Raw genomic sequence first — 18,743 nt, 5'->3', positions numbered from 1 at the left:
AGCTGTTTGAGCGAAGCGAGTTCTGCGAGACCCCGCGAAACGCGAGCACCGCAGGTTGCCCGTAGCGAAGCGGAGGGTCGCAGACAGTGGGGTCGCCTTTCTTTGCCTACTTTCTTTTGGCGAAGCAAAAGAAAGTAGGTCCGCCGCCGGGCGGAATTCCCGGCTCCTGCCTCAGCAAAAGCAAACCGCTATTTAGAGGAAGTAGCAGCCCCCAATGCATCAGGCTCAACAGCAACACGCACCTCCCGCCGCGCATACCTCTGCGCCAACACAGCACAAACCATCAACTGCATCTGATGAAACAACATCAGCGGCAAAACGATGGCGCCAACAGCATGCGAAGCAAACAGAACCTTCGCCATCGGAATCCCACTGGCCAGACTCTTCTTCGATCCACAGAACACGATAGTGATCTCGTCTTCAGTATCGAAGCCCAGCTTGCGCGCCAACAAGGTAGTCAGGCTCAACGCCAAAGCCAGGATCACCGCACACACGACCAGCAACCCCACCAGCGCATGCCCCGGCACCTGCCGCCACAACCCCTCGATCACCGCCGCACTGAACGCCGTATAGACCACCAGCAGGATCGACCCCTGGTCCACGAACTTCAGCACCGAAGCACGCCGCTTCACCCAGCCCCCGATCCAGGGCCGCAGCAGATGCCCCGCCGCGAACGGCACCATCAGCTGCAGCAGGATCCGCCCGATCGCATCGAGCGAGGACGAAGCCGCGTGCCCGCCATGCGGCAACACCACCAGCCCCACCAGCACCGGCGTCACGAACACCCCCAGCAGCGTCGAGGCCGAGGCACTGCAGATCGCAGCCGGCATGTTGCCGCGCGCCATCGCCGTGAAGGCGATTGCCGACTGCACGGTGGCCGGCAGCACGCACAGATACAGCACGCCCGTGTAGAGCTCGGGCGTGACCAGCGGCACCAGCACCGGCTTCAACGCCAGCCCGAGCAGCGGGAACAGCACGAAGGTGCTCGCGAACACCAGCAGGTGCAGCCGCCAGTGGGTGATGCCCTCGAGGATCGCCTCGCGCGAGAGCTTGGCGCCGTGCAGGAAGAACAGCAGGCCGATGGCCACCGTGGTCAGGCCCTCGAAGAACTGGGCGGGACGGCCGCTGGCGGGAACGAGGCTCGCGAGGGTGACGACCGACAGCAGGGCGAGGGTGAAGTTGTCAGGCAGGAGGCGAGAACGGGACATGGAAAGGCAAAGCGCGACCGGCCCCGGGACGGGGACGATCGCTCGAATAAGGGATTACCCGTATTTTCGCGCTAGTGCGCCGTCGAGGCGGCGGGGCGCGAAGAAGGCGACGCGGACGGTGGGGGATAGCCCGTGGGGGCGGCCGTGAAGCGTGCCTGGCGGCAGCGCAGGCAGTAGTCGATCAGGTCGTCGACCTCGGTCGCCTTGTCGAACACGGCGTCGGCGCCGAGCTGCAGGCAGCGGCGGCGCATGTCGGGCGTGGCGTGATTGCTCAGCACCACCATCTTCTGCGACGGATCGCGGTGGCGGCAGGCCTGCAGCACGCTGAGGCCGGTGCCGTCCTTCAGGAACAGGTCGACGATCGCCAGGTCCCACAGCGCCATGTTGCGCGTGAGCCAGCGCGTGCTCTCGGCCTCGGTGTCGGCCAGGCCGACCGGATCGACCCGCGCCACCTCGCGCAGGGTGCCCACGAGGTTCTCGCGAATGGTGGGGTTGTCTTCGACGATGAAGGTGCGGACGGTGCTCATGGCGGCGGGCGGCAATCCCGATCAGGCGGGATGGCCGGCGGGGCTTTGTTGCCAACGAGGCTACAAAGTGCGCCCGCCACAAGACGCAGGCATGACACCCCTGCCCGGGTAGGACAAGGCCGGGGCGCCGCTCAGAGCGTGAGGATCGTGCAGCCCGTGGTCTTGCGAGCCTCGAGGTCGCGGTGCGCCTGCTGCACATCGTCCAGCGCATAGCGCTGCACGATCGGGATCTTCACCGCGCCGCTCTGCACGATGGCGAACAGGTCGTCCGCCATCGCCTGCGTGCTCTCGCGCGTGGCCAGGTGCGAGAACAGCGTGGGGCGCGTCAGGTACAGCGAGCCCTTCGCCGCCAGCACGCCGAGGTTGACCGGCGGCACCGGGCCCGAGCCGTTGCCGAACATGGCCAGCAGGCCGAAGGGACGCAGGCAGTCGAGCGAGCCCTCGAAGGTGTCCTTGCCGACCGAGTCGTAGACCACCTTCACGCCCTTGCCGCCGGTGATCTCCTTGACGCGGACCGTGAAGTTCTCGCGGCCGTAGTTGATGGCATGCGCCGCGCCGTGGTCGAGCGCGAGCTGGCACTTGGCGTCGCTGCCGGCGGTGCCGATCAGCTGCAGGCCCAGCGCCTTGGCCCACTGGCAGGCGATCAGGCCGACGCCGCCGGCCGCGGCATGGAACAGCACGAAGTCGCCGGGCTGCAGGCCCTCGGCCGGCAGCGTCTTCTTCAGCAGGTACTGCGTGGTCAGGCCCTTGAGCATCATGGCCGCGCCGGTCTCGAAGGAGATGTCGTCGGGCAGCTTGCAGACGCACTTGGCGGGCATCACGCGCAGCTCGCTGTAGGCGCCGGGCGGCTGGCTCGCATAGGCGGCGCGGTCGCCGGCCTTCAGGTGCGTCACGCCCTCGCCCACCGCCTCGACCACGCCCGCGGCTTCCATGCCCAGCTGCAGCGGCATCTGGAACGGATAGAGCCCGCTGCGCTGGTAGGTGTCGATGAAGTTCAGGCCCACGGCCTTGTGGCGGATGCGAATCTCGCCGGGGCCGGGCTCGCCGACCTCGACCTCGACGATCTTCAGTTCCTCGGGACCGCCATGGCGGTCGATACGAACGGCTTTGCTCAACATCGGTGCTGTCTCCACGCGCGAAAAAAGAAGAGGCGCATCCTGCCATGTTTGGGGTTTCCGCGGCGACACGGGTCATTGCATCCAGCCGTTAGAGTCGGCGCCCATGTCACAGCCGCAGCGCCTCACGCCCCTGACCGTCCTCCTGCTCGTCGTGCCGCCGCTGCTGTGGGCCGGCAACGCGGTGGTCGGCCGCCTGGTGCGCGAGCTGGTGTCGCCGCTCACGCTGAACTTCGTGCGCTGGGTGATCGCCTTCGTGCTGCTGCTGCCGCTCGCGGCCCCGGTGCTGCGGCCCGCGAGCCCGCTGTGGGCGCACTGGAAGCGCTACGCACTGCTGGGCCTGCTGGGCATCGGTCTCTACAACGCCTTCCAGTACCTGGCGCTGCAGACCTCCACGCCGATCAACGTGACGCTGGTGGGCTCGAGCCTGCCGCTGTGGATGATGGCGGTGGGCAGCCTGTTCTTCGGCGCCCGCCCGCATGGGCGCGCGATCGGCGGCGCGCTGCTGTCGATGCTCGGGGTGCTGCTGGTGCTCAGCCGCGGCGAATGGCGCCAGCTGCTGGCGCTGCGGCTGGTACCGGGCGACCTCTACATGATCCTCGGCACCATCGCATGGGCCTTCTACAGCTGGCTGCTCGCGCGCACGCACGAGCCTGCCGCGCTGCGGCGCGACTGGGCCGCCTTCCTGATGGCGCAGCTGGTGTTCGGCATCGCCTGGTCGGGCGCGCTCGCGGCCGGCGAATGGGCGCTGACGCCGGCCCACCTCGACCTGGGCTGGCCGCTGGCCACCGCCATGGCCTTCATCGGCATCGGCCCGGCCGTGCTGGCCTACCGCTGCTGGGGCACCGGCGTGCAGCGCGCGGGCCCGCAGGTGGCGGGCATCTTCATGAACCTCACGCCGTTGTTCGCGGCCGTGATGTCGGCGGCCTTCCTGCGCGAGGCGCCGCACTGGTACCACGGCGCGGCCTTCGTGCTGATCGTGGGCGGGATCGTGGTGTCGACACGGCGCTGAACGAGCGCTCGCGCGCGCTGCTCAGGGCTTGCGGAACAGGCCCGTCAGCAGGTCCTTCTCGTCGAAGCGGTCGTCCTTGAAGCACTCGATGGTTTCCAGTCCCGCCGCTTCCATCGCGCGCGCCAGGCTGACCTCGGTGTAGAAGCCCACGTGGCAGGGATCGGGATAGGCGCGGTCGTAAGGGATCGAGATCACGAAGTGGCCGCCCGGCACCAGCGACCGGCACGCCGACGAGAGGAAGTCCGCCACGTCGTCGGCGTAGATGTGCTCCAGCGTATGGAAGCTCACGACGGTGTCGGCCGGCGGCACGATCGGGCCGTCGGCCGTGAGATCGTGCTCGACGAACAGGCTCGGCAGGGGCACGGCTTCGAAGAGTTCGCGCGCCAGCGACAGCGCCTGTTCGTTGAGGTCCACGCCGACCACTTCGCGCACGCGCGGGTTTTCGCGCAGCCAGTAGGTGCTCGCGCCGTGGTTGCAGCCGATGTCGAGCACGCGGCCCCGGATGAAAGGCGCGTAGGCCTGCAGGATGCGGCGGTTCGCATGCCGCTCCCAGAAGCCGAACGGGCTCGGCTCGACCGTGAGGTACGACTCCTTGGCATAGCGCGCCTGCGGCGGCGCGGCGGGCGCGAACAGGTGCGCCAGTTCCGGTTGGCTCGCCAGCCAGCGCGGCGCCTCCTCGCGGCCCACCAGTTGCCACGCGTAGCCGGGCCGGTCATAGAGGTCGCGCCCCGAGGCCAGCAGCGCGGGGATGTCGAGCGCATCGAGCAGCTCGGGCCGGTTGTATTCCTGGTGCGCGAAGCCGCGGATCTTGGCGCGCACCGCCTCTTCGTCCATCGCGAGGTACGACAGGTGCCAGCCCGCGTCGTCGATCAGCCGCGCGGGCTGGGCGCCGTTGCGCACGCGCAGGCGCAGCTGGTCGGGCGTGAGACCGTCGAGCCGCGCGCGCGTGGCCGCCACGGTCCAGACCGACGCGGCCTCGGGGCCCTGCACGTTGCGGTAGTTGGCGTAGAAGTAATAGAAGGCCTGGCGCAGCCCGAAGACCTCGTGGCGGCGGTCGTCGCGCATGGCGCGCACGACTTCGGCGCGCGGTATCTCGTCGGCGTCGGAGACCATCACCAGGTCGTGCGGCGCCGCGTCGTGTAGGCCGCGCAGGATCTGGTTGCGCTGGAATTTCTCGCGGATCCAGAAGCCCGATTTCGGCGCGTCGGCATGCCAGTCGCCGGGCACGGCGATCGCATCGGCGGCCGCGTCGACCTCGGGCATGTCGTGCACCGCCACATGGCGGATGCGCGGCAGGAAGGCCGCGATGCGCGGATCGGCGGCATCGAAGCGCAGCGGCTTGGGCGCGCCGGTGAAGCTGCGGTCGGCCTCGACCACGACGAAGCAGTCGACCACCTCGTCGAGCTCGTGCAGCCGCGCCGCGAGGATGTCGGCCTCGCCGTTGTAGGTGAAGCAGTCGTAGACCCTGCGCGTGGGATCGGGCGACACGGCCGCGGCCTGCGCCTCGGGCGGGAACTCGATGCGGTAGCCGCGGCGCTCGAACATCGTCAGCAGGTCGCGCTCGCCGTACCAGCCGTCGAGCTCCGACAGCGGCACCAGCGAACGCACCGTGGGCGGCGACAGCGACACCAGCCGACGCACCTTCGAGTGATGGCCGAAGATCTTCAGCGCATCGAAACCATGGTGCAGCTGCGGGCCCGCATGCTCGATCGCGAACTCGCGCGCCAGCTCGACCGGCGCGAAGCGCAGGCCCCGGGCCTCGAGCGCCGGCCGCAGCACGCCGGTCAGCTGCACGTCTTCCAGCAAGGGGTTGTGGTGCCAGTGCATCCGCAGCGGCTCGCCCTCGAGCGCGTCGGGCGGCGGAATCTCGACGCGGATCTCGGGATGGTCGACCAGCGCGCGCAGGAAGCGTCGGCTGCGCAGGCTGAAGCCGCCGTTGAGCACCGGCGTGACGCGGTGGTCGGGCCGCGCGTACTCGTCGGCCCATTCGAAGCGGTTGCGCCAGTAGGCCGGCCCCTGCGGCGGCTCGATGCGCGCGAGGTGGATCGGCGCGCCGATGCAGTCGTGGTCGAGGAAGGCCTCGTTCCAGTTGGCCGCGTCGAGCACCCAGCCGTCTTCCTGCACGATCAGCGCGAACTCGGTGTCCACCAGGCGCCAGAGCGCGAACATGATGAACCAGCTGTACTCGTGGTAATCGAGCGGCGCGATCGCGCGGTGCGCGATGCCGCGGCCCAGATCGGCCGGCGCCTGCGGGCTGCACAGCAGCGCGCGCGCGCCGGGCATCTGCGCCAGGCTCAGTTCGAGCGCCATGGCGGCGCCGCGCGCATCCGGCAGGCCGGTGACGGACACCAGCGTGATCTTCTGAAACGACTCCCTGCTCATCTTCTTGCCCCGCGAATTCTTCGTTCCGCGTGATGCCCAGTCCGGCTCAGTAGGTGCCGGGGTAGGCACCGCCATCGGCCAGCACGTTCTGCCCGGTCATGTAGCCGGCCTGCACGCTGCACAGGAAGGCGCAGATGGCACCGAACTCGGCCGGCGTGCCGAAGCGGCGCGCGGGCACGGACTTCTTGCGGTTCTCCCACACGGTGTCGAAGTCCAGGCCCGACTTCTGCGCCGCGCCGCTCATCGTGCCCTTGAGGCGGTCGGTCTCGAAGGAGCCGGGCAGCAGGTTGTTGATGGTCACGCCCTTGGCCGCGACACTGCTGCGCGCCACGCCGGCCACGAAGCCGGTGAGGCCGCTGCGCGCGCCGTTCGACAGGCCCAGCACCTCGATCGGCGACTTCACCGAGCTCGAGGTGATGTTGACGATGCGCCCGAAGCCGCGCTCGGCCATGCCGTCGACCGTGGCCTTGATGAGCTCGATCGGCGTGAGCATGTTGGCGTCGACCGCCTTGATCCAGTCCTCGCGCTCCCAGTTGCGGAAGTCGCCGGGCGGCGGGCCGCCGGCATTGGTGACCACGATGTCGAAGGCATGGCCCAGCGCGAACACCGCGGCGCGGCCGGCCTCTGTCGTGATGTCGGCCGCCACGGCCTTGACGAAGGGAGCCGGCGTGCCCGCGGCCGTGGCCGCGTCGGCCAGCTGCTTGGCGGCCGCCTCGAGCGCCTCGGCGCCGCGCGCCACGATCACCACGTTGACGCCCTCGCGCACCAGCGCCTCGGCGCAGCCGTAGCCCAACCCCTTGCTCGCGCCGCACACCAGCGCGGTCTTGCCTGCAATGCCCAGATCCATTTGTTCGACTCCAGAAGAGAAAGAAGAAAAGCGCGACGGCCTCAGCGGCCCTTGCGCGTGAAAACGAAGATGCCCGCGATCACCAGCGCCGTGCCGGCGGCGATCCAGGCGGTGAACGGTTCGCCGAGTATGACCACGCCCATGAGGATGGTCGACAGCGGTCCGATCATGCCGGTCTGGGCGGCGATGGCCGGCCCGATGCGCTCGATCGCCATCATCACCATCAGCACCGGCACCGCGGTGCACAGGGTGGCGTTGAGCACCGACAGCCAGATCACCTCGGGCGCCACCTGCAGCGCCGCGTCGAGTGGCCGCAGCAGCGCGAACTGCGCGAGGCAGAACAGGCAGGCCACGGTGGTCGCGAGGCCCACCAGCCGCAGCGAACCGAGGCGCTGCACGAATTCGCCGCTGTAGACCAGGTAGCCCGCATAGCTCACCGCGCTGAGGAACACCAGGAACGCGCCCCAGGCCGCCGCGAGGCCGCCGCCCTTGCTCTCGCCGGCCAGCAGTTCGTGGCCGAACACCAGCAGCACGCCCGCGTAGCTGATGACCATGCCGACGAGCTGCGGCCGCGTGACGCGGCGGCGGTACAGCACCCAGCCGAAGAACAGCACCAGCGTGGGATTGAGATAGAGGATCAGCCGCTCGAAGCTGGCCGAGATGTAGGCCAGGCCGGCGAAGTCGAGGAAGCTCGCGAGGTAGTAGCCCGAGAAGCCCAGCCCGATCACGCCGAGCCAGTCGCGAACGCTCAAGGCGGGCTTGCCGCGCCCGGCCCACCAGGCCATGAGCGCGAACAGCGGCAGCGCGAACAGCATGCGCAGCATGATCAGCGTCACGGCATCGACGCCGTGGCGGTAGGCCAGCTTGACGATGATCGCCTTGCCGCTGAACGCGATCGCGCCCAGCGAGGCGAGGACGAGGCCGGGCGCGATGCTCTTCGCGCCGTCTGGAAGGGGAATGCCGGTGCTCGCGGCCGTCTTGGTCATCCCCCGATCATCGCGTGAAAGCTCAATACCCTGCTGCCGCTCCGTCTCGGCGCGGATCGCTGGCGGCCACGTAGCCCTCGACCGAGGGATCGCCCGCGCGCCAGATGAACTGGCCGGCACCGAAGTCCTGGTAGGAGTCGTTGATGACTTCGAGGTGATGGCCCAGCCCGCGCAGGCCCTGCACGGTGGCCGGGTTCATCGCGGCCTCGACGTTGATCTCCAGGCCCGCGTTGAAGCGCCAGCGCGGCGCGTCGCAGGCGGCCTGCGGGTTCTGCTTGTAGTCGAGCATGCGCACCAGCGTCTGCATGTGGCCCTGGGGCTGCATGTTGCCGCCCATCACGCCGAAGCTCATCACCGGCTGGCCGTCCTTGGTGAGGAAGGCCGGGATGATGGTGTGGAACGGGCGCTTGCCCGGTGCCACCACGTTCGGGCTCTCGGCCTTGAGGCTGAAGCCGTGGCCGCGGTTCTGCAGGCTGATGCCGAATTCGGGCTCGACGCAGCCCGAGCCGAAGCCCATGTAGTTGCTCTGGATGAAGCTCACCATCATGCCGCTCTCGTCGGCCGCGGTGAGGTAGATGGTGCCGCCCTTCACGGGGTTGCCGGCCTTGAAGTCCTGCGCCTTGCTGCGGTCGATCAGCCGCGCGCGCGAGGCCAGGTAGGCATCGTCGAGCATCTGCTCGGTCGTGACCTCCATGGTCTTGCGCTCCGACACGTAGCGGTAGACGTCGGCGAAGGCCAGCTTCATGGCCTCGATCTGCAGATGCTGCGACTCGACAGAGTCGACCGGCAGCGAGGCGATGTCGAACTTCTCGAGGATGCCCAGCGCGATCAGTGCCGCGATGCCCTGGCCGTTGGGCGGGATCTCGTGCAGCGTGTGGCCGCGGTAGTCGCGCGAGATCGGCGTGACCCACTCGGGCTGATAGGCCGCGAGGTCGGCCACGGTGAGCGCGCCGCCCTGCTCCCTGGAGAACTTCGCGAGCGCCTCGGCGATCTCGCCCGTGTAGTAGGCCTCGCCCTTGGTACGGGCGATGGCCTTGAGCGCGCGCGCGGCGGCGGCGAAGCGGAACAGTTCGCCGACCTCGGGCGCGCGGCCCCAGGGCAGGAAGGCCTGGGCGAAGCCCGGCTGCGATTGCAGCAGCGGCGTGGCCGCGAGCCACTTGCCCTGCACCACCGGCGGCACCAGGTAGCCGCGCTCGGCGATGTCGATGGCCGGCGCCATCAGGTCGGCGAAGGGCAGCTTGCCGAAGCGCTCGCTGAGCGCGGCCCAGCCGCGCACCGCGCCCGGCACGGTGACCGAATCGATGCCGCGCATCGGCGGGGTGGCGGCGTCGGCGCCATACTTGGCCTTGAAGTACTCGGGCGTCCAGGCCTTGGGCGCGGGGCCCGAGGCATTGAGGCCGTGCAGTGCCTTGCCGTCCCACAGGATGCAGAAGGCATCGCTGCCCAGGCCGTTGCTCACGGGCTCGACCAAGGTCATGACGGCCGCGGTGGCGACCGCCGCGTCGACCGCGTTGCCGCCCTGCTGCAGGATGCGCAGGCCGGCCTGCGCGGCCAGCGGATGCGAGGTCGACACCACGTTGCGCGCGAACACCGGGATACGGGTGGAGGTGTAGGGGTTGCCGAAATCGAAGTTCATGGCGGTGGTGCTCTCGTGTGTCTTCAGTCGTTGGTGATCTTGCGTTCGACGACGATCTTCTTCCACTTGGCGGCGTCGGCGGCCACCATCTTCGCGAACTGCTCGGGCGTGCCGGCCGTGGCGGGCTCGATGCCCAGGCGCGACAGCTTGTCCTTGACCTCGGGGTCGGCCAGTGCCTCGTTGGCGGCCTTGTTCACGCGCGCCACGAGATCGGCCGGCAGGCCCTTGGGGCCGTAGAAGCCGAACCAGGTGTTCGATTCGTAGCCCGGCAGCGTGTCGGCGATGGGCGGCAACTCGGGCGCGAGCGGGCTGCGCTTGAGCGAGGTCACGCCCAGCGCGCGCAGCCGGCCGTCGCGCACGTGCGGCATGCCGGTGGGCAGCGAATCGAACAGCACGTCGACCTTGCCGCTGATCAGATCGGGGATCGCGAGCGCCGTGCCCTTGTAGGGGATGTGGGTGACGAACACGCCGGCTTGCGCCTTGAACAGCTCGGCCGTGAGCTGCACGATGGTGCCGTTGCCGCTCGAGGCGTAGTTGAGCTTGCCGGGGTTCTTCTTCGCGTAGTCGATCCACTCGCGCACCGTCTTCGCGGGCGAGTTCACGGGCACCAGCATGATGCTCGGCGCGTCGCCCACGTGCGCGATCGGCGTGAAGTCGCGCACCGTGTCGTAGGGCAGGCGACTGGTGATGGCCGGGCCGATCGAGTGCGTGCTGGTGGTGGCCAGCAGCAGCGTGTAGCCGTCGGGCGCGGCCTTGGCCGCGATGTCGGAGCCGATGGCGCCGCCGGCGCCGGGCTTGTTGTCGACCACCAGCGTGGTGCCCAGCTTCTCGCCCATCTTCTGGCCCAGCGTGCGCGCGAACAGGTCGGTGGCACCGGCCGCGGGAAAGGGCACGACCAGGCGGATCGGCTTGTTGGGGTAGCCCTGCGCGAGGCCGGTGGCCGGCGCGGCCAGGCACAGCGCGGCGAAGGCGGCCGCGAGGCCGTGGAGAAACTGGTGGCGTTGCATGGTGCTGGATTCCCTTCGCAAGATGGCGAACATTCGATGCTAAGCAGCGCGGGCGCATCAAGCCAGATAATCCCGCTTATTCAACTATGAGCACAATTTATGGCACGGATCGCCGCCGAGGAGGTTTCGCTGCAGCAGCTTCGCGCGCTCGCGGCGGTGGCCGAAACGGGCAGCTTCACGCTGGCCGCCGAGAGCCTGCAGCTGACCCAGCCGGCCATCAGCCACCTCGTCAAGCGCATGGAGGAGGACCTCGGCCAGCCGCTGGTGGTGCGCGGGCGGCGCATCCGCATGACCGATGCCGGCCAGATGATGGTCGACACGGCCGTGCGCGCGCTGCGGCTGATCGATGAATCGGTCAATGCCTGCCGCTCGCAGGCGCAGTTGCGCGAGGGCCGCGTGGTGCTGGCGGTGGGCCATCTCACGGCCGGGGCGCTGATGCCGCCGCTGCTCGGGCGCTTCGCGCAGAAACACCCCAAGCTGGCCACCACGCTGCTCGACAGCACCGCCGAGCAGATGATCTCGCGCATCCTCTCGCAGGAGGCCGACCTGGGCTTCGGCTCCGACATCGGCCAGGCGCATTCGGAGCTCGCGACCGAGCCGCTGTTCGTCGAGCGCATGGCGCTGTTCGTGCGCGAGGACCATCCGCTCGCGCAGCGCACCAGCATCGAGGCGCGGCAGCTCGAGGCCCTGCCCTTCATCCACGTCAACCCCGACGCCAACGTCTGGCGCGCGGTGAGCCGCCAGCTCTCGAGCGTGGCCAATGTCTATCCGCAGGTGGCGCACCACGTGTCGATGCTCTCCACCGCCTTCGGCCTGATCCAGGCCGGCGCGGGCGTCGCGCTGCTGCCGCGCTACGTGGAGGTGCTGATGCCGCCGAACCTGCGCGTGCTCTCGGTCACGCGGCCGGTGCTCGAATACCCGCTGGTGGCGGTGCGGCTGGCCAAGCATCCACTGAGCCCGGCGGCGATGGCCTTCCTCGACATCGCGCGGCAGCACCTGAAGCCGCGCGCGGCGAAGGGCTGAACGGCCTTCGCCAAAAACGAACGGCGCCCGCGGGCGCCGTTGACTGGAACGAGCCCGGCACGCATGCCGGGCGGTCGTCGATCACTCCTCGACGAAGGCTTCCTCGCGCTTCGACTTCACGGCCGGCAGCAGCACGATCACGAGCAGCAGCAAGGCGGCAGCCAGCAGGCCGGCGGAGATCGGACGCGTGATGAACACGCTCCAGTCGCCGCGCGACAGCAGCAGCGAGCGGCGCAGGTTCTCTTCCATCATCGGGCCCAGGATGAAGCCCAGCAGCAGCGGCGCGGGTTCGCAGCCGAGCTTGAAGAAGGTGTAGCCCACGAAGCCGAAGATGCCCACCATCCAGATGTCGAAGGTGTTGTTGTTGGTCGAGTACACGCCGATCGCGCAGAACAGCACGATCGCCGGGAACAGGTACTTGTAGGGCACCGACAGCAGCTTGATCCACATGCCGATCAGCGGCAGGTTCAGGATGATCAGCATCGCGTTGCCGATCCACATCGAGGCGATCAGGCCCCAGAACAGCTCGGGGTTGCTGGTCATCACCTGCGGGCCCGGCTGGATGTTGTGGATCGTCATCGCGCCCACCATCAGCGCCATCACGGCGTTGGGCGGAATGCCCAGCGTCAAGAGCGGAATGAAGGAGGTCTGCGCGCCGGCGTTGTTGGCCGACTCGGGAGCCGCCACGCCACGGATGTTGCCCTTGCCGAAGGGCACTTCGCCCGGCTTCAGCTTGGTCTTCTTCTCGATGGTGTAGGCCGCGAAGGCCGCCAGCAGCGCGCCGCCGCCGGGCAGGATGCCCAGGGCCGAGCCCAGGGCCGTGCCGCGCAGCACCGCGGGCACCATGCGCTTGAAGTCTTCCTTGGTCGGGAACAGGCCCTTCACCTTGGCGGTGAACACTTCGCGCTCTTCGTCGGGACGCGAGAGGTTCGCGATGATTTCGCCGTAGCCGAACACGCCCATGGCGATGGCCACGAAGCCGATGCCGTCGGTCAGTTCGGGGATGTCGAAGCTGAAGCGCGCCACGCCCGAGTTCACGTCGGTGCCCACCAGGCCCAGCAGCAGGCCCAGCACGATCATCGCGATGGCCTTGAGCAGCGAGCCCGAAGCCAGCACCACGGCGCCGATCAGGCCCAGGATCATCAGCGAGAAGTACTCGGCCGGGCCGAACTTGAAGGCCAGCTCGGTCAGCGGCGGCGCGAAGGCGGCCAGGATCAGCGTGCCCACGCAGCCCGCGAAGAACGAGCCCAGGCCCGCCGCGGCGAGTGCCGGCCCCGCCCGGCCCTTGCGTGCCATCTGGTAGCCGTCGATCACTGTCACCACCGAGGATGACTCCCCTGGCAGGTTCACGAGAATCGCGGTGGTGGAGCCGCCGTACTGCGCGCCGTAGTAGATGCCGGCCAGCATGATCAGGGCCGACACCGGGGGCAGCGCGTAGGTCGCGGGCAGCAGCATCGCGATGGTCGCGACGGGGCCGATGCCGGGCAGCACGCCGATCAGCGTGCCCAGGATACAGCCGACCAGGCAGTACAGCAGGTTCGTGAAGGTGAACGCGACGCCGAAGCCGGTCGAGAGATTTTGAAAGAGTTCCATGGTGCTTGCGTCCTCAGCCGATGAAGGTCGGCCAGACCTGGATCTGGAGCTTGAGCGCCCAGATGAATGCCACGTAGCTGCCGACGGCCAGCACGGTGGCCAGGATCAGCACGCTGGGCAGCTTGAACTCGTGGCCCGCGAGACTCGCGATGATCACCAGCGCATAGATCGCGATGATCATCCCCATGGCCGGCAGGCCGATGCTCGGCAGGCCGCCGAGCAGGATGCCGAACATCAGGTTGGCGCCGAGAATCAGCACCACCTGCTTCCAGGCCCACTTGCCGATCTTCTCGCCGTCGGTGGTTTCGACGGTCAGGCCGCTGAACATGATGCCCAGGCCGATCACCGCCATCAGGATGCCGAGCACCAGCGGGAAGTACCCGGGGCCCATGCGAGCGCCTGTGCCCACGCTGTAGTTGGTGGCGCCCCAAGCGAAGGCGACCCCGACCACGGTGAACATCAGGCCCGAGAAAAAGTCTTTCTGACTCTTGATTTTCACGAACAGTCTCCTCGAACAAATTTCGATGCGGGATTGTGGAGTCAGGTGGAAGTCAGCCTCATGTGGGTTCCACCTATCGAGAACTTAGGGATAACCCCGGTGCACGGGGCGCCTCGAATGTAGGTAGTTCGTGTTCGGCGCGAGGCTGCGCCGGGACCTATCAAGCGTCGAGCGGCGGGGTCGCGCTCAGCACTTCCTCGATCGTGGTCAGGCCCTCGGCCACGCGCAATGCGCCCGCGAGGCGCAATGGCCGCATGCCGTCGACCACGGCCTGGCGGCGCAGCGCGGCGAGGTTGGGCTCCTTCGTGACCTCGGCGCGGAAGGTCTCGCTGATGCTCAGCAATTCGTACAGGCCCATGCGGCCCATGTAGCCGGTCATGCGGCAGTCGACGCAGCCCACCGGCTTGTAGGCGCGCACCGAGCCCGTGATCTGCCACGGCTTGACGATGGCCTCGAGCTTCTCGCGCGTGATGCCGTCGTCGGGCTGCTTGCAGTGCGGGCACAGCGTGCGCACCAGTCGCTGCGCGAGCACGCCCAGCATCACCGCATTGATGAGGTACGAAGGCACGCCGAGCTCCATCAGCCGCGTGATGGCGCTGGGCGCGTCGTTGGTGTGCAGGGTGCTGAACACGAGGTGGCCGGTCAGCGCGGCCTGCACCGCCATCTCGGCGGTGGCGAGGTCGCGGATCTCGCCCACCATGATGATGTCCGGGTCCTGGCGCATCAGCGCGCGCAGGCCCTCGGTGAAACCGAAATCGAGTTGCGGTTGCACCTGCGTCTGGTTGAACGAGGGCTCGATCATCTCGATCGGGTCTTCCACCGTGCTGACGTTGACCTCCTCGGTCGCCACGCGCTTGAGCGTGGAGTACAGCGTGGTGGTCTTGCCCGAGCCCGTGGGGCCGGTCACGAGGATGATGCCGTTGGGCCGCGTGACGAGCTGCTCCCAGCGCTGCGCATCGTGCTGCGCGAAGCCCAGTGCGTCGAGGTCCTTGACCGCGGTGTCGGGGTCGAAGATCCGCATCACCATCTTCTCGCCGAAGGCCGTGGGCAGGGTCGACAGCCGCATCTCGATCTCTTCGCCGCGCATGTTGCGGGTCTTGATGCGGCCGTCGAGCGGGCGGCGCTTCTCGACCACGTCCATGCGGCCCAGCAGCTTGATGCGCGCGACCATCGCGTTCATCACGCCCATCGGCATCTGGTAGGCCGGGTGCAGCACGCCGTCGATGCGAAAGCGGATCACGCCCTGGTCGCGCCGCGGCTCGAGGTGGATGTCGCTCGCGCGCTGGTCGAAGGCGTACTGCCACAGCCAGTCGACCACCTGCACCACGCTCTGGTCGTTGGCGTCGAGCTGCCTGTTGCTCTTGCCGAGTTCGACCAGCTGTTCGAAGCTCGCGCCGCCGGTGTTGCCGCCGGCCTTCTGCGCCGCGCGCACCGATTTCGCGAGCGCGAAGAACTCGGCCGTGTAGCGCTGGATCTCGGCCGGGTTCGCGACCACGCGCCGCACCGTGCGCCGCGACTGGCGCTCGACCTCGGAGATCCAGTCGGTGAGGAAGGGCTCGGCCGTGGCCACCACCACCTCGTTGGGCAGCACCTGCACCGGCAGCACCTTGTGGCGCTCGGCATAGGCCGCGCTCATGGTGTCGGCCACCTTGCCCACGTCGACCTTGAGCGGATCGATGCGCAGATAGGACAGGCCCGCGCGACCCGCGAGCCACTGCGCGAGCGTCTCGAGGTCGAGCGGCTTGCTGTCGCTCTCGCGCGTCATCGCGACATTGGCCAGCCGCACCAGCGGATGCTGGCGGCTCTCGGCCTGGGCGCAGCGCGCGATGGTGCGCTTGGCTTCCATCGGCGAGATCACGCCGTCGGCGGCCAGCCATTCGATCAGGCGACGCAGCTCGAGCGGCCCTTCGGGGCGGGTGGCCGGTGCGGCGGAAGCGGGAACGGCGCTCATGGATTCAGATGGAAAGGACCGGCTTGAAGACCCGCAGCCACTTGGGCGCGGGCAGGCCCCAGCGAGTCTGGATGGTTTGGGCACGCTCGGCAAGCGCCTCGCGCCTGGGCCGGCTGGGCTGGCGCTGCGCGAGCACCACCGTGTTGCCCTCGCGCGTCGGCTTGAAGGCCCAGACCGCGTCGGCGCCGAAGGCGGCCTGGATCTTCTCGAGGCTGCGCTCGTAGCTCGACGAGCGGCCGAAGAGGTTGACCGTCATCGCGCCGTCCTCGGTGAGCAGCGCGCGGCAGTCGGCATAGAAGTCCTCGCTGTCGAGCACCGGCGCCGCGGCCTCGTGGTCGTAGAGATCGACCTGCAGCGCATCGACCGTGCCCTGCCATTCGGGCCGGCGGATCTCCTCGGCCGCGTCGGCGATGACCACGCGCAGCTTGGCGTCGTCGGGCGGCAGCTTGAACCAGCCGCGGCAGGCCGACACCACCTGCGGGTTGAGCTCGACCGCGGTGGTGCGCATGCGCAAGGTCTTGCGGCAGAACTTGGTGAGCGTGGCCGCGCCCAGGCCGAGTTGCATCGCATGGCGGTTGCCGATGCCGGTGCCGTCGACGAACAGCAGCCAGGCCATCATGCGCTGCACGTACTCGAGCTCGATCTCGTAGGGCGCGTCCAGCTTCATCGAGCCCTGGACCCATTCGGTGCCCAGGTGCAGGTAGCGGATGTCGCCCCAGTCGGAGAAGTTGACCTCGGGCAGTTCGGCCGGAAGGCGGGAAGTGGATTGCTTGCGTGCGGCCATCGGGTCAGACCAGTCCGTGGACAGAGAACACCTCGCGCCATGCGGCGAGCTTGCGCTCGAAGCTCCACGACGCATTGGCCGGGCTGGTGGAAGGCAGTTGATGGACCGGCACGCCCAGGGTTCGGGTGTGCCGGGCGTGCTTGAAGCTCTCGCCGCCGTTGTGGGCCACGGCCGCCAGCTTCGGCAGCCGCAGCGCCGCGATGTCGTTGGGCACGGCCGCGCGGATCGCCGAATCGAGGCTGCCCTCGCGCTCGCAGGCCGCATAGACGTCCCACACGCCGAGGCCGTGCTCGATCAGCCAATCGCTACGCTTTCGATAGCTATCTACTCCCGTGGGGAGAGGGTCGTGGGGCCACAAGGCTTGCAAGATTTTCCAGAACTGGTTTTGGGGATGCGCATAGTACTGCTGCAGCTCGAGCGATCTCGCGCCCGGGAAGCTGCCGAGGATCAGCAGCACGGTGGCGGGCGAAACGATCGGCGCAAGTCCTGTGAGCAACGGCCCGGGGGTGGCTTCGCGCTCGGTCGGGGCCGGGCTTGCGGGGGGTCTGGATCTGGGCATGGATGCGCATTCTGGCCGCAAGCGATCGGCCGGGACGGGCGTGGCGCGCCCCAAAAGAAAAACCCGCCGCAGCGGGTTTCCATATCGACCGTGCCGGCCCGAGGGCGCGGCGCGTGCCGTCTGCTTACTTCTTGGCGGCTTCGTTCTCGGCCGTGCCCGGGATCTTCTCGCCGATGGCGTGACCCGTGCTGCGCATGCCGTCGGCCGTCTTGTGGCCGGCGTTCTCGACCACTTCACCGGTCTTGGTGGCGGCCTTCTTGGTGGCGTTGGTGGCCTTCTTGGTGGTCTTCTTGGTCGCGTCCCAGGTCTTCTCGGCGCCCGACTCGGTCGCGTTGGCGGCCTTCTTGGTGGTGCGCTTGGTCGCGTCCCAGGCCTTCTCTGCACCACGCTCGGTCGCGTTCACGGCCTTCTTGGTGGTGTTCTTGGTCGCGTCGTAGGCGTCCTTGCCGGCTTCCTTCACCTTTTCGGTGGTCGTGGGTTCGGCGGTTGCGGGCGCGGTGGTCTGTGCCACGGCGGAGATGCCCACGGCACCGAAGGCCAGTGCGAGCACGACGGGGAGGGTGCGAGCGAAAGTTGCTTTCATGGATGAACTCCTTTTCTTGGATGAAATGCTGGGAGCCGTTGTCGTTCGACATCGGTGACGAAGGTCGCCACCCCTGTCCAACGAAGCTCCACGGTTCAAGGATGACAGCAAATGCAGGCCCGGAAAGCACTTGGACCCAAGTCAAGGCATTGGCCTACGGCCCGGGTAAGGACCCCTCCGACAGGCCAGGAAGACTTTGGAGCTTCGGCATCGCCTCGATGGCATTGCGCGTGGTTTTTTCGGCCAGTTCATCCACGCCGATGCCGCGCAATCGAGCCACCACGTCAGCGATGCGCGGCAGCTCGCCGGGCTCGTTGCGGCCCTGCGGCTCGCCCGCGTCGCGCTGCGCCTGCGTGCGGTAGAGCCAGTGCGGCTGGATGTCGGGCGCGTCGGTCTCCATCACCAGCGCCTCGATCGGCAAGGTGACCGCGAGCCGGCGCAGTTGCAGCGCGCGCTCGAAGGTCACGGCGCCGCCGAAGCCCAGCTTGAGCCCGAGCGCGATGCAGGCTTGCGCCTGCTGTTCGCTGCCGTTGAAGGCATGCGCGATGCCGCGCCACGGCTTCCCGCCGGCGGTCTGCCGCAGATGCTTGAGTACCTTGTCGACCGAGCGCCGCACATGGATCAGCACCGGCAGGTCGTGCTTGCGCGCCAATTGCAACTGTGTGTGAAAGAAGTGCTGTTGCTTGTCGTCGTCGAGGTGCTCGACGAAGTAGTCGAGCCCGATCTCGCCGACCGCCACCAGCCGCGGGTCGCCGCGCCGCGCGCCCAGCTCGGCGTCGAGCAGGGCCAGGTCCTCTTCCCTGGCTTCGCCCGTGCACAGCGGATGGATGCCCAGCGCATAGGCGTCGCCCTGGCGCTCTGCCAGCTCACGCACGGTCGCGAAATTGAAGGCGGCCACGGCCGGGATCACGCACAGCGCGACGCCCCGCTCGGCCGCGCGCGCGCGGATCTCGGGCATCTGCGCACCGAATTCGGGCGCGTCGAGGTGGCAGTGGGTGTCGACGAAAAGAGCCATCGCGTCATGATGCCCG

17 protein-coding genes are annotated in these 18,743 nt (G+C 68.4%); 2 read left to right on the top strand and 15 right to left on the bottom strand.

Annotated elements, in window-relative coordinates; translation table 11 throughout:
• Positions 1-188 precede the first annotated feature (188 nt).
• The 3 genes from ACODT0_RS31590 to ACODT0_RS31580 form a co-directional block, all read right to left on the bottom strand.
• Positions 189-1,208 carry a bile acid:sodium symporter family protein gene (locus ACODT0_RS31590; RefSeq protein ID WP_489043095.1) on the bottom strand — a complete coding sequence of 340 codons (1,020 nt, stop codon included), beginning with the start codon at positions 1,206-1,208 and terminating at the stop codon, positions 189-191.
• Positions 1,209-1,279: 71 nt separating this feature from the next.
• Positions 1,280-1,735, bottom strand: a complete 456-nt coding sequence (locus ACODT0_RS31585) for a response regulator (RefSeq protein WP_057593763.1) — start codon at positions 1,733-1,735, stop codon at positions 1,280-1,282.
• Positions 1,736-1,866: 131 nt separating this feature from the next.
• Complete coding sequence (locus ACODT0_RS31580; protein ID WP_489043094.1) at positions 1,867-2,853, bottom strand: quinone oxidoreductase family protein; 987 nt, start codon at positions 2,851-2,853, stop codon at positions 1,867-1,869.
• 103 nt (positions 2,854-2,956) lie between these two features.
• On the opposite strand from ACODT0_RS31580, the gene ACODT0_RS31575 reads away from it, so the two are divergent.
• On the top strand, positions 2,957-3,862 hold the full coding sequence (locus ACODT0_RS31575) for a DMT family transporter (protein WP_489043093.1): 906 nt from the start codon (positions 2,957-2,959) through the stop codon (positions 3,860-3,862).
• Between the two features lie 21 nt (positions 3,863-3,883).
• On the opposite strand, the gene ACODT0_RS31570 is transcribed toward ACODT0_RS31575, so the two are convergent.
• Genes ACODT0_RS31570 through ACODT0_RS31550 form a run of 5 tightly spaced genes read right to left on the bottom strand, consistent with a single transcriptional unit; the run spans position 3,884 to position 10,720 of the window.
• Positions 3,884-6,244: a DUF5672 family protein gene (locus ACODT0_RS31570; protein WP_489043092.1), complete on the bottom strand. Its 2,361-nt coding sequence runs from the start codon at positions 6,242-6,244 to the stop codon at positions 3,884-3,886.
• Between the two features lie 46 nt (positions 6,245-6,290).
• Entirely contained in the window at positions 6,291-7,091 is an 801-nt protein-coding gene (locus ACODT0_RS31565; protein ID WP_057593761.1) for an SDR family oxidoreductase, read from the bottom strand.
• Between the two features lie 41 nt (positions 7,092-7,132).
• Positions 7,133-8,077, bottom strand: coding sequence for a DMT family transporter (locus ACODT0_RS31560; RefSeq protein ID WP_057593760.1), 945 nt, complete (start codon positions 8,075-8,077; stop codon positions 7,133-7,135).
• A gap of 22 nt (positions 8,078-8,099) precedes the next feature.
• Positions 8,100-9,713 (bottom strand): gamma-glutamyltransferase family protein, encoded by a 1,614-nt coding sequence (locus ACODT0_RS31555; protein ID WP_489043091.1) that lies wholly within the window; start codon positions 9,711-9,713, stop codon positions 8,100-8,102.
• A gap of 23 nt (positions 9,714-9,736) precedes the next feature.
• Entirely contained in the window at positions 9,737-10,720 is a 984-nt protein-coding gene (locus ACODT0_RS31550; protein WP_057593758.1) for a Bug family tripartite tricarboxylate transporter substrate binding protein, read from the bottom strand.
• 99 nt (positions 10,721-10,819) lie between these two features.
• Between ACODT0_RS31550 and ACODT0_RS31545 the strand changes: the two genes are divergently transcribed.
• Positions 10,820-11,743, top strand: coding sequence for a LysR family transcriptional regulator (locus ACODT0_RS31545; RefSeq protein ID WP_413764284.1), 924 nt, complete (start codon positions 10,820-10,822; stop codon positions 11,741-11,743).
• Between the two features lie 81 nt (positions 11,744-11,824).
• Here the strand turns inward: ACODT0_RS31545 and ACODT0_RS31540 are convergent, their stop codons facing one another.
• The 7 genes from ACODT0_RS31540 to ACODT0_RS31510 form a co-directional block, all read right to left on the bottom strand.
• Positions 11,825-13,336, bottom strand: a complete 1,512-nt coding sequence (locus ACODT0_RS31540; RefSeq protein ID WP_057593756.1) for a tripartite tricarboxylate transporter permease — start codon at positions 13,334-13,336, stop codon at positions 11,825-11,827.
• Between the two features lie 13 nt (positions 13,337-13,349).
• Positions 13,350-13,835 (bottom strand): tripartite tricarboxylate transporter TctB family protein, encoded by a 486-nt coding sequence (locus ACODT0_RS31535; protein WP_057593755.1) that lies wholly within the window; start codon positions 13,833-13,835, stop codon positions 13,350-13,352.
• Between the two features lie 160 nt (positions 13,836-13,995).
• Entirely contained in the window at positions 13,996-15,786 is a 1,791-nt protein-coding gene (gene tfpB / locus ACODT0_RS31530; RefSeq protein ID WP_057593754.1) for a type IV pilus assembly ATPase TfpB, read from the bottom strand.
• A 4-nt stretch (positions 15,787-15,790) separates the two neighbouring features.
• On the bottom strand, positions 15,791-16,570 hold the full coding sequence (locus ACODT0_RS31525) for a class I SAM-dependent methyltransferase (RefSeq protein WP_296741606.1): 780 nt from the start codon (positions 16,568-16,570) through the stop codon (positions 15,791-15,793).
• A 4-nt stretch (positions 16,571-16,574) separates the two neighbouring features.
• Positions 16,575-17,129: a DNA-deoxyinosine glycosylase gene (locus ACODT0_RS31520; RefSeq protein ID WP_057593752.1), complete on the bottom strand. Its 555-nt coding sequence runs from the start codon at positions 17,127-17,129 to the stop codon at positions 16,575-16,577.
• A 124-nt stretch (positions 17,130-17,253) separates the two neighbouring features.
• Complete coding sequence (locus ACODT0_RS31515; RefSeq protein ID WP_057593751.1) at positions 17,254-17,712, bottom strand: hypothetical protein; 459 nt, start codon at positions 17,710-17,712, stop codon at positions 17,254-17,256.
• A 154-nt stretch (positions 17,713-17,866) separates the two neighbouring features.
• The gene (locus tag ACODT0_RS31510) at positions 17,867-18,727 is read right to left on the bottom strand and encodes a TatD family hydrolase (protein ID WP_489043090.1); all 861 of its coding nucleotides are present in this window, start codon (positions 18,725-18,727) and stop codon (positions 17,867-17,869) included.
• Positions 18,728-18,743: the final 16 nt, after the last annotated feature.

This window comes from Variovorax sp. FG153 (assembly GCF_057809595.1).
This window is presented reverse-complemented; position numbering and strand designations above follow the sequence as displayed.

What these genes read in the sequence shown, in the direction of transcription:
- ACODT0_RS31545 (WP_413764284.1), top strand. Translation starts at nt 10,820, where the DNA reads ATGGCACGGATCGCCGCCGAGGAGGTTTCGCTGCAGCAGCTTCGCGCG.
- ACODT0_RS31585 (WP_057593763.1), bottom strand. Translation starts at nt 1,735, where the DNA reads ATGAGCACCGTCCGCACCTTCATCGTCGAAGACAACCCCACCATTCGC.
- ACODT0_RS31590 (WP_489043095.1), bottom strand. Translation starts at nt 1,208, where the DNA reads ATGTCCCGTTCTCGCCTCCTGCCTGACAACTTCACCCTCGCCCTGCTG.
- ACODT0_RS31570 (WP_489043092.1), bottom strand. Translation starts at nt 6,244, where the DNA reads ATGAGCAGGGAGTCGTTTCAGAAGATCACGCTGGTGTCCGTCACCGGC.
- ACODT0_RS31565 (WP_057593761.1), bottom strand. Translation starts at nt 7,091, where the DNA reads ATGGATCTGGGCATTGCAGGCAAGACCGCGCTGGTGTGCGGCGCGAGC.
- ACODT0_RS31580 (WP_489043094.1), bottom strand. Translation starts at nt 2,853, where the DNA reads ATGTTGAGCAAAGCCGTTCGTATCGACCGCCATGGCGGTCCCGAGGAA.
- ACODT0_RS31510 (WP_489043090.1), bottom strand. Translation starts at nt 18,727, where the DNA reads ATGGCTCTTTTCGTCGACACCCACTGCCACCTCGACGCGCCCGAATTC.
- ACODT0_RS31520 (WP_057593752.1), bottom strand. Translation starts at nt 17,129, where the DNA reads ATGCCCAGATCCAGACCCCCCGCAAGCCCGGCCCCGACCGAGCGCGAA.
- ACODT0_RS31550 (WP_057593758.1), bottom strand. Translation starts at nt 10,720, where the DNA reads ATGCAACGCCACCAGTTTCTCCACGGCCTCGCGGCCGCCTTCGCCGCG.
- ACODT0_RS31555 (WP_489043091.1), bottom strand. Translation starts at nt 9,713, where the DNA reads ATGAACTTCGATTTCGGCAACCCCTACACCTCCACCCGTATCCCGGTG.
- ACODT0_RS31525 (WP_296741606.1), bottom strand. Translation starts at nt 16,570, where the DNA reads ATGGCCGCACGCAAGCAATCCACTTCCCGCCTTCCGGCCGAACTGCCC.
- ACODT0_RS31540 (WP_057593756.1), bottom strand. Translation starts at nt 13,336, where the DNA reads ATGGAACTCTTTCAAAATCTCTCGACCGGCTTCGGCGTCGCGTTCACC.
- tfpB (WP_057593754.1), bottom strand. Translation starts at nt 15,786, where the DNA reads ATGAGCGCCGTTCCCGCTTCCGCCGCACCGGCCACCCGCCCCGAAGGG.
- ACODT0_RS31575 (WP_489043093.1), top strand. Translation starts at nt 2,957, where the DNA reads ATGTCACAGCCGCAGCGCCTCACGCCCCTGACCGTCCTCCTGCTCGTC.
- ACODT0_RS31560 (WP_057593760.1), bottom strand. Translation starts at nt 8,077, where the DNA reads ATGACCAAGACGGCCGCGAGCACCGGCATTCCCCTTCCAGACGGCGCG.
- ACODT0_RS31515 (WP_057593751.1), bottom strand. Translation starts at nt 17,712, where the DNA reads ATGAAAGCAACTTTCGCTCGCACCCTCCCCGTCGTGCTCGCACTGGCC.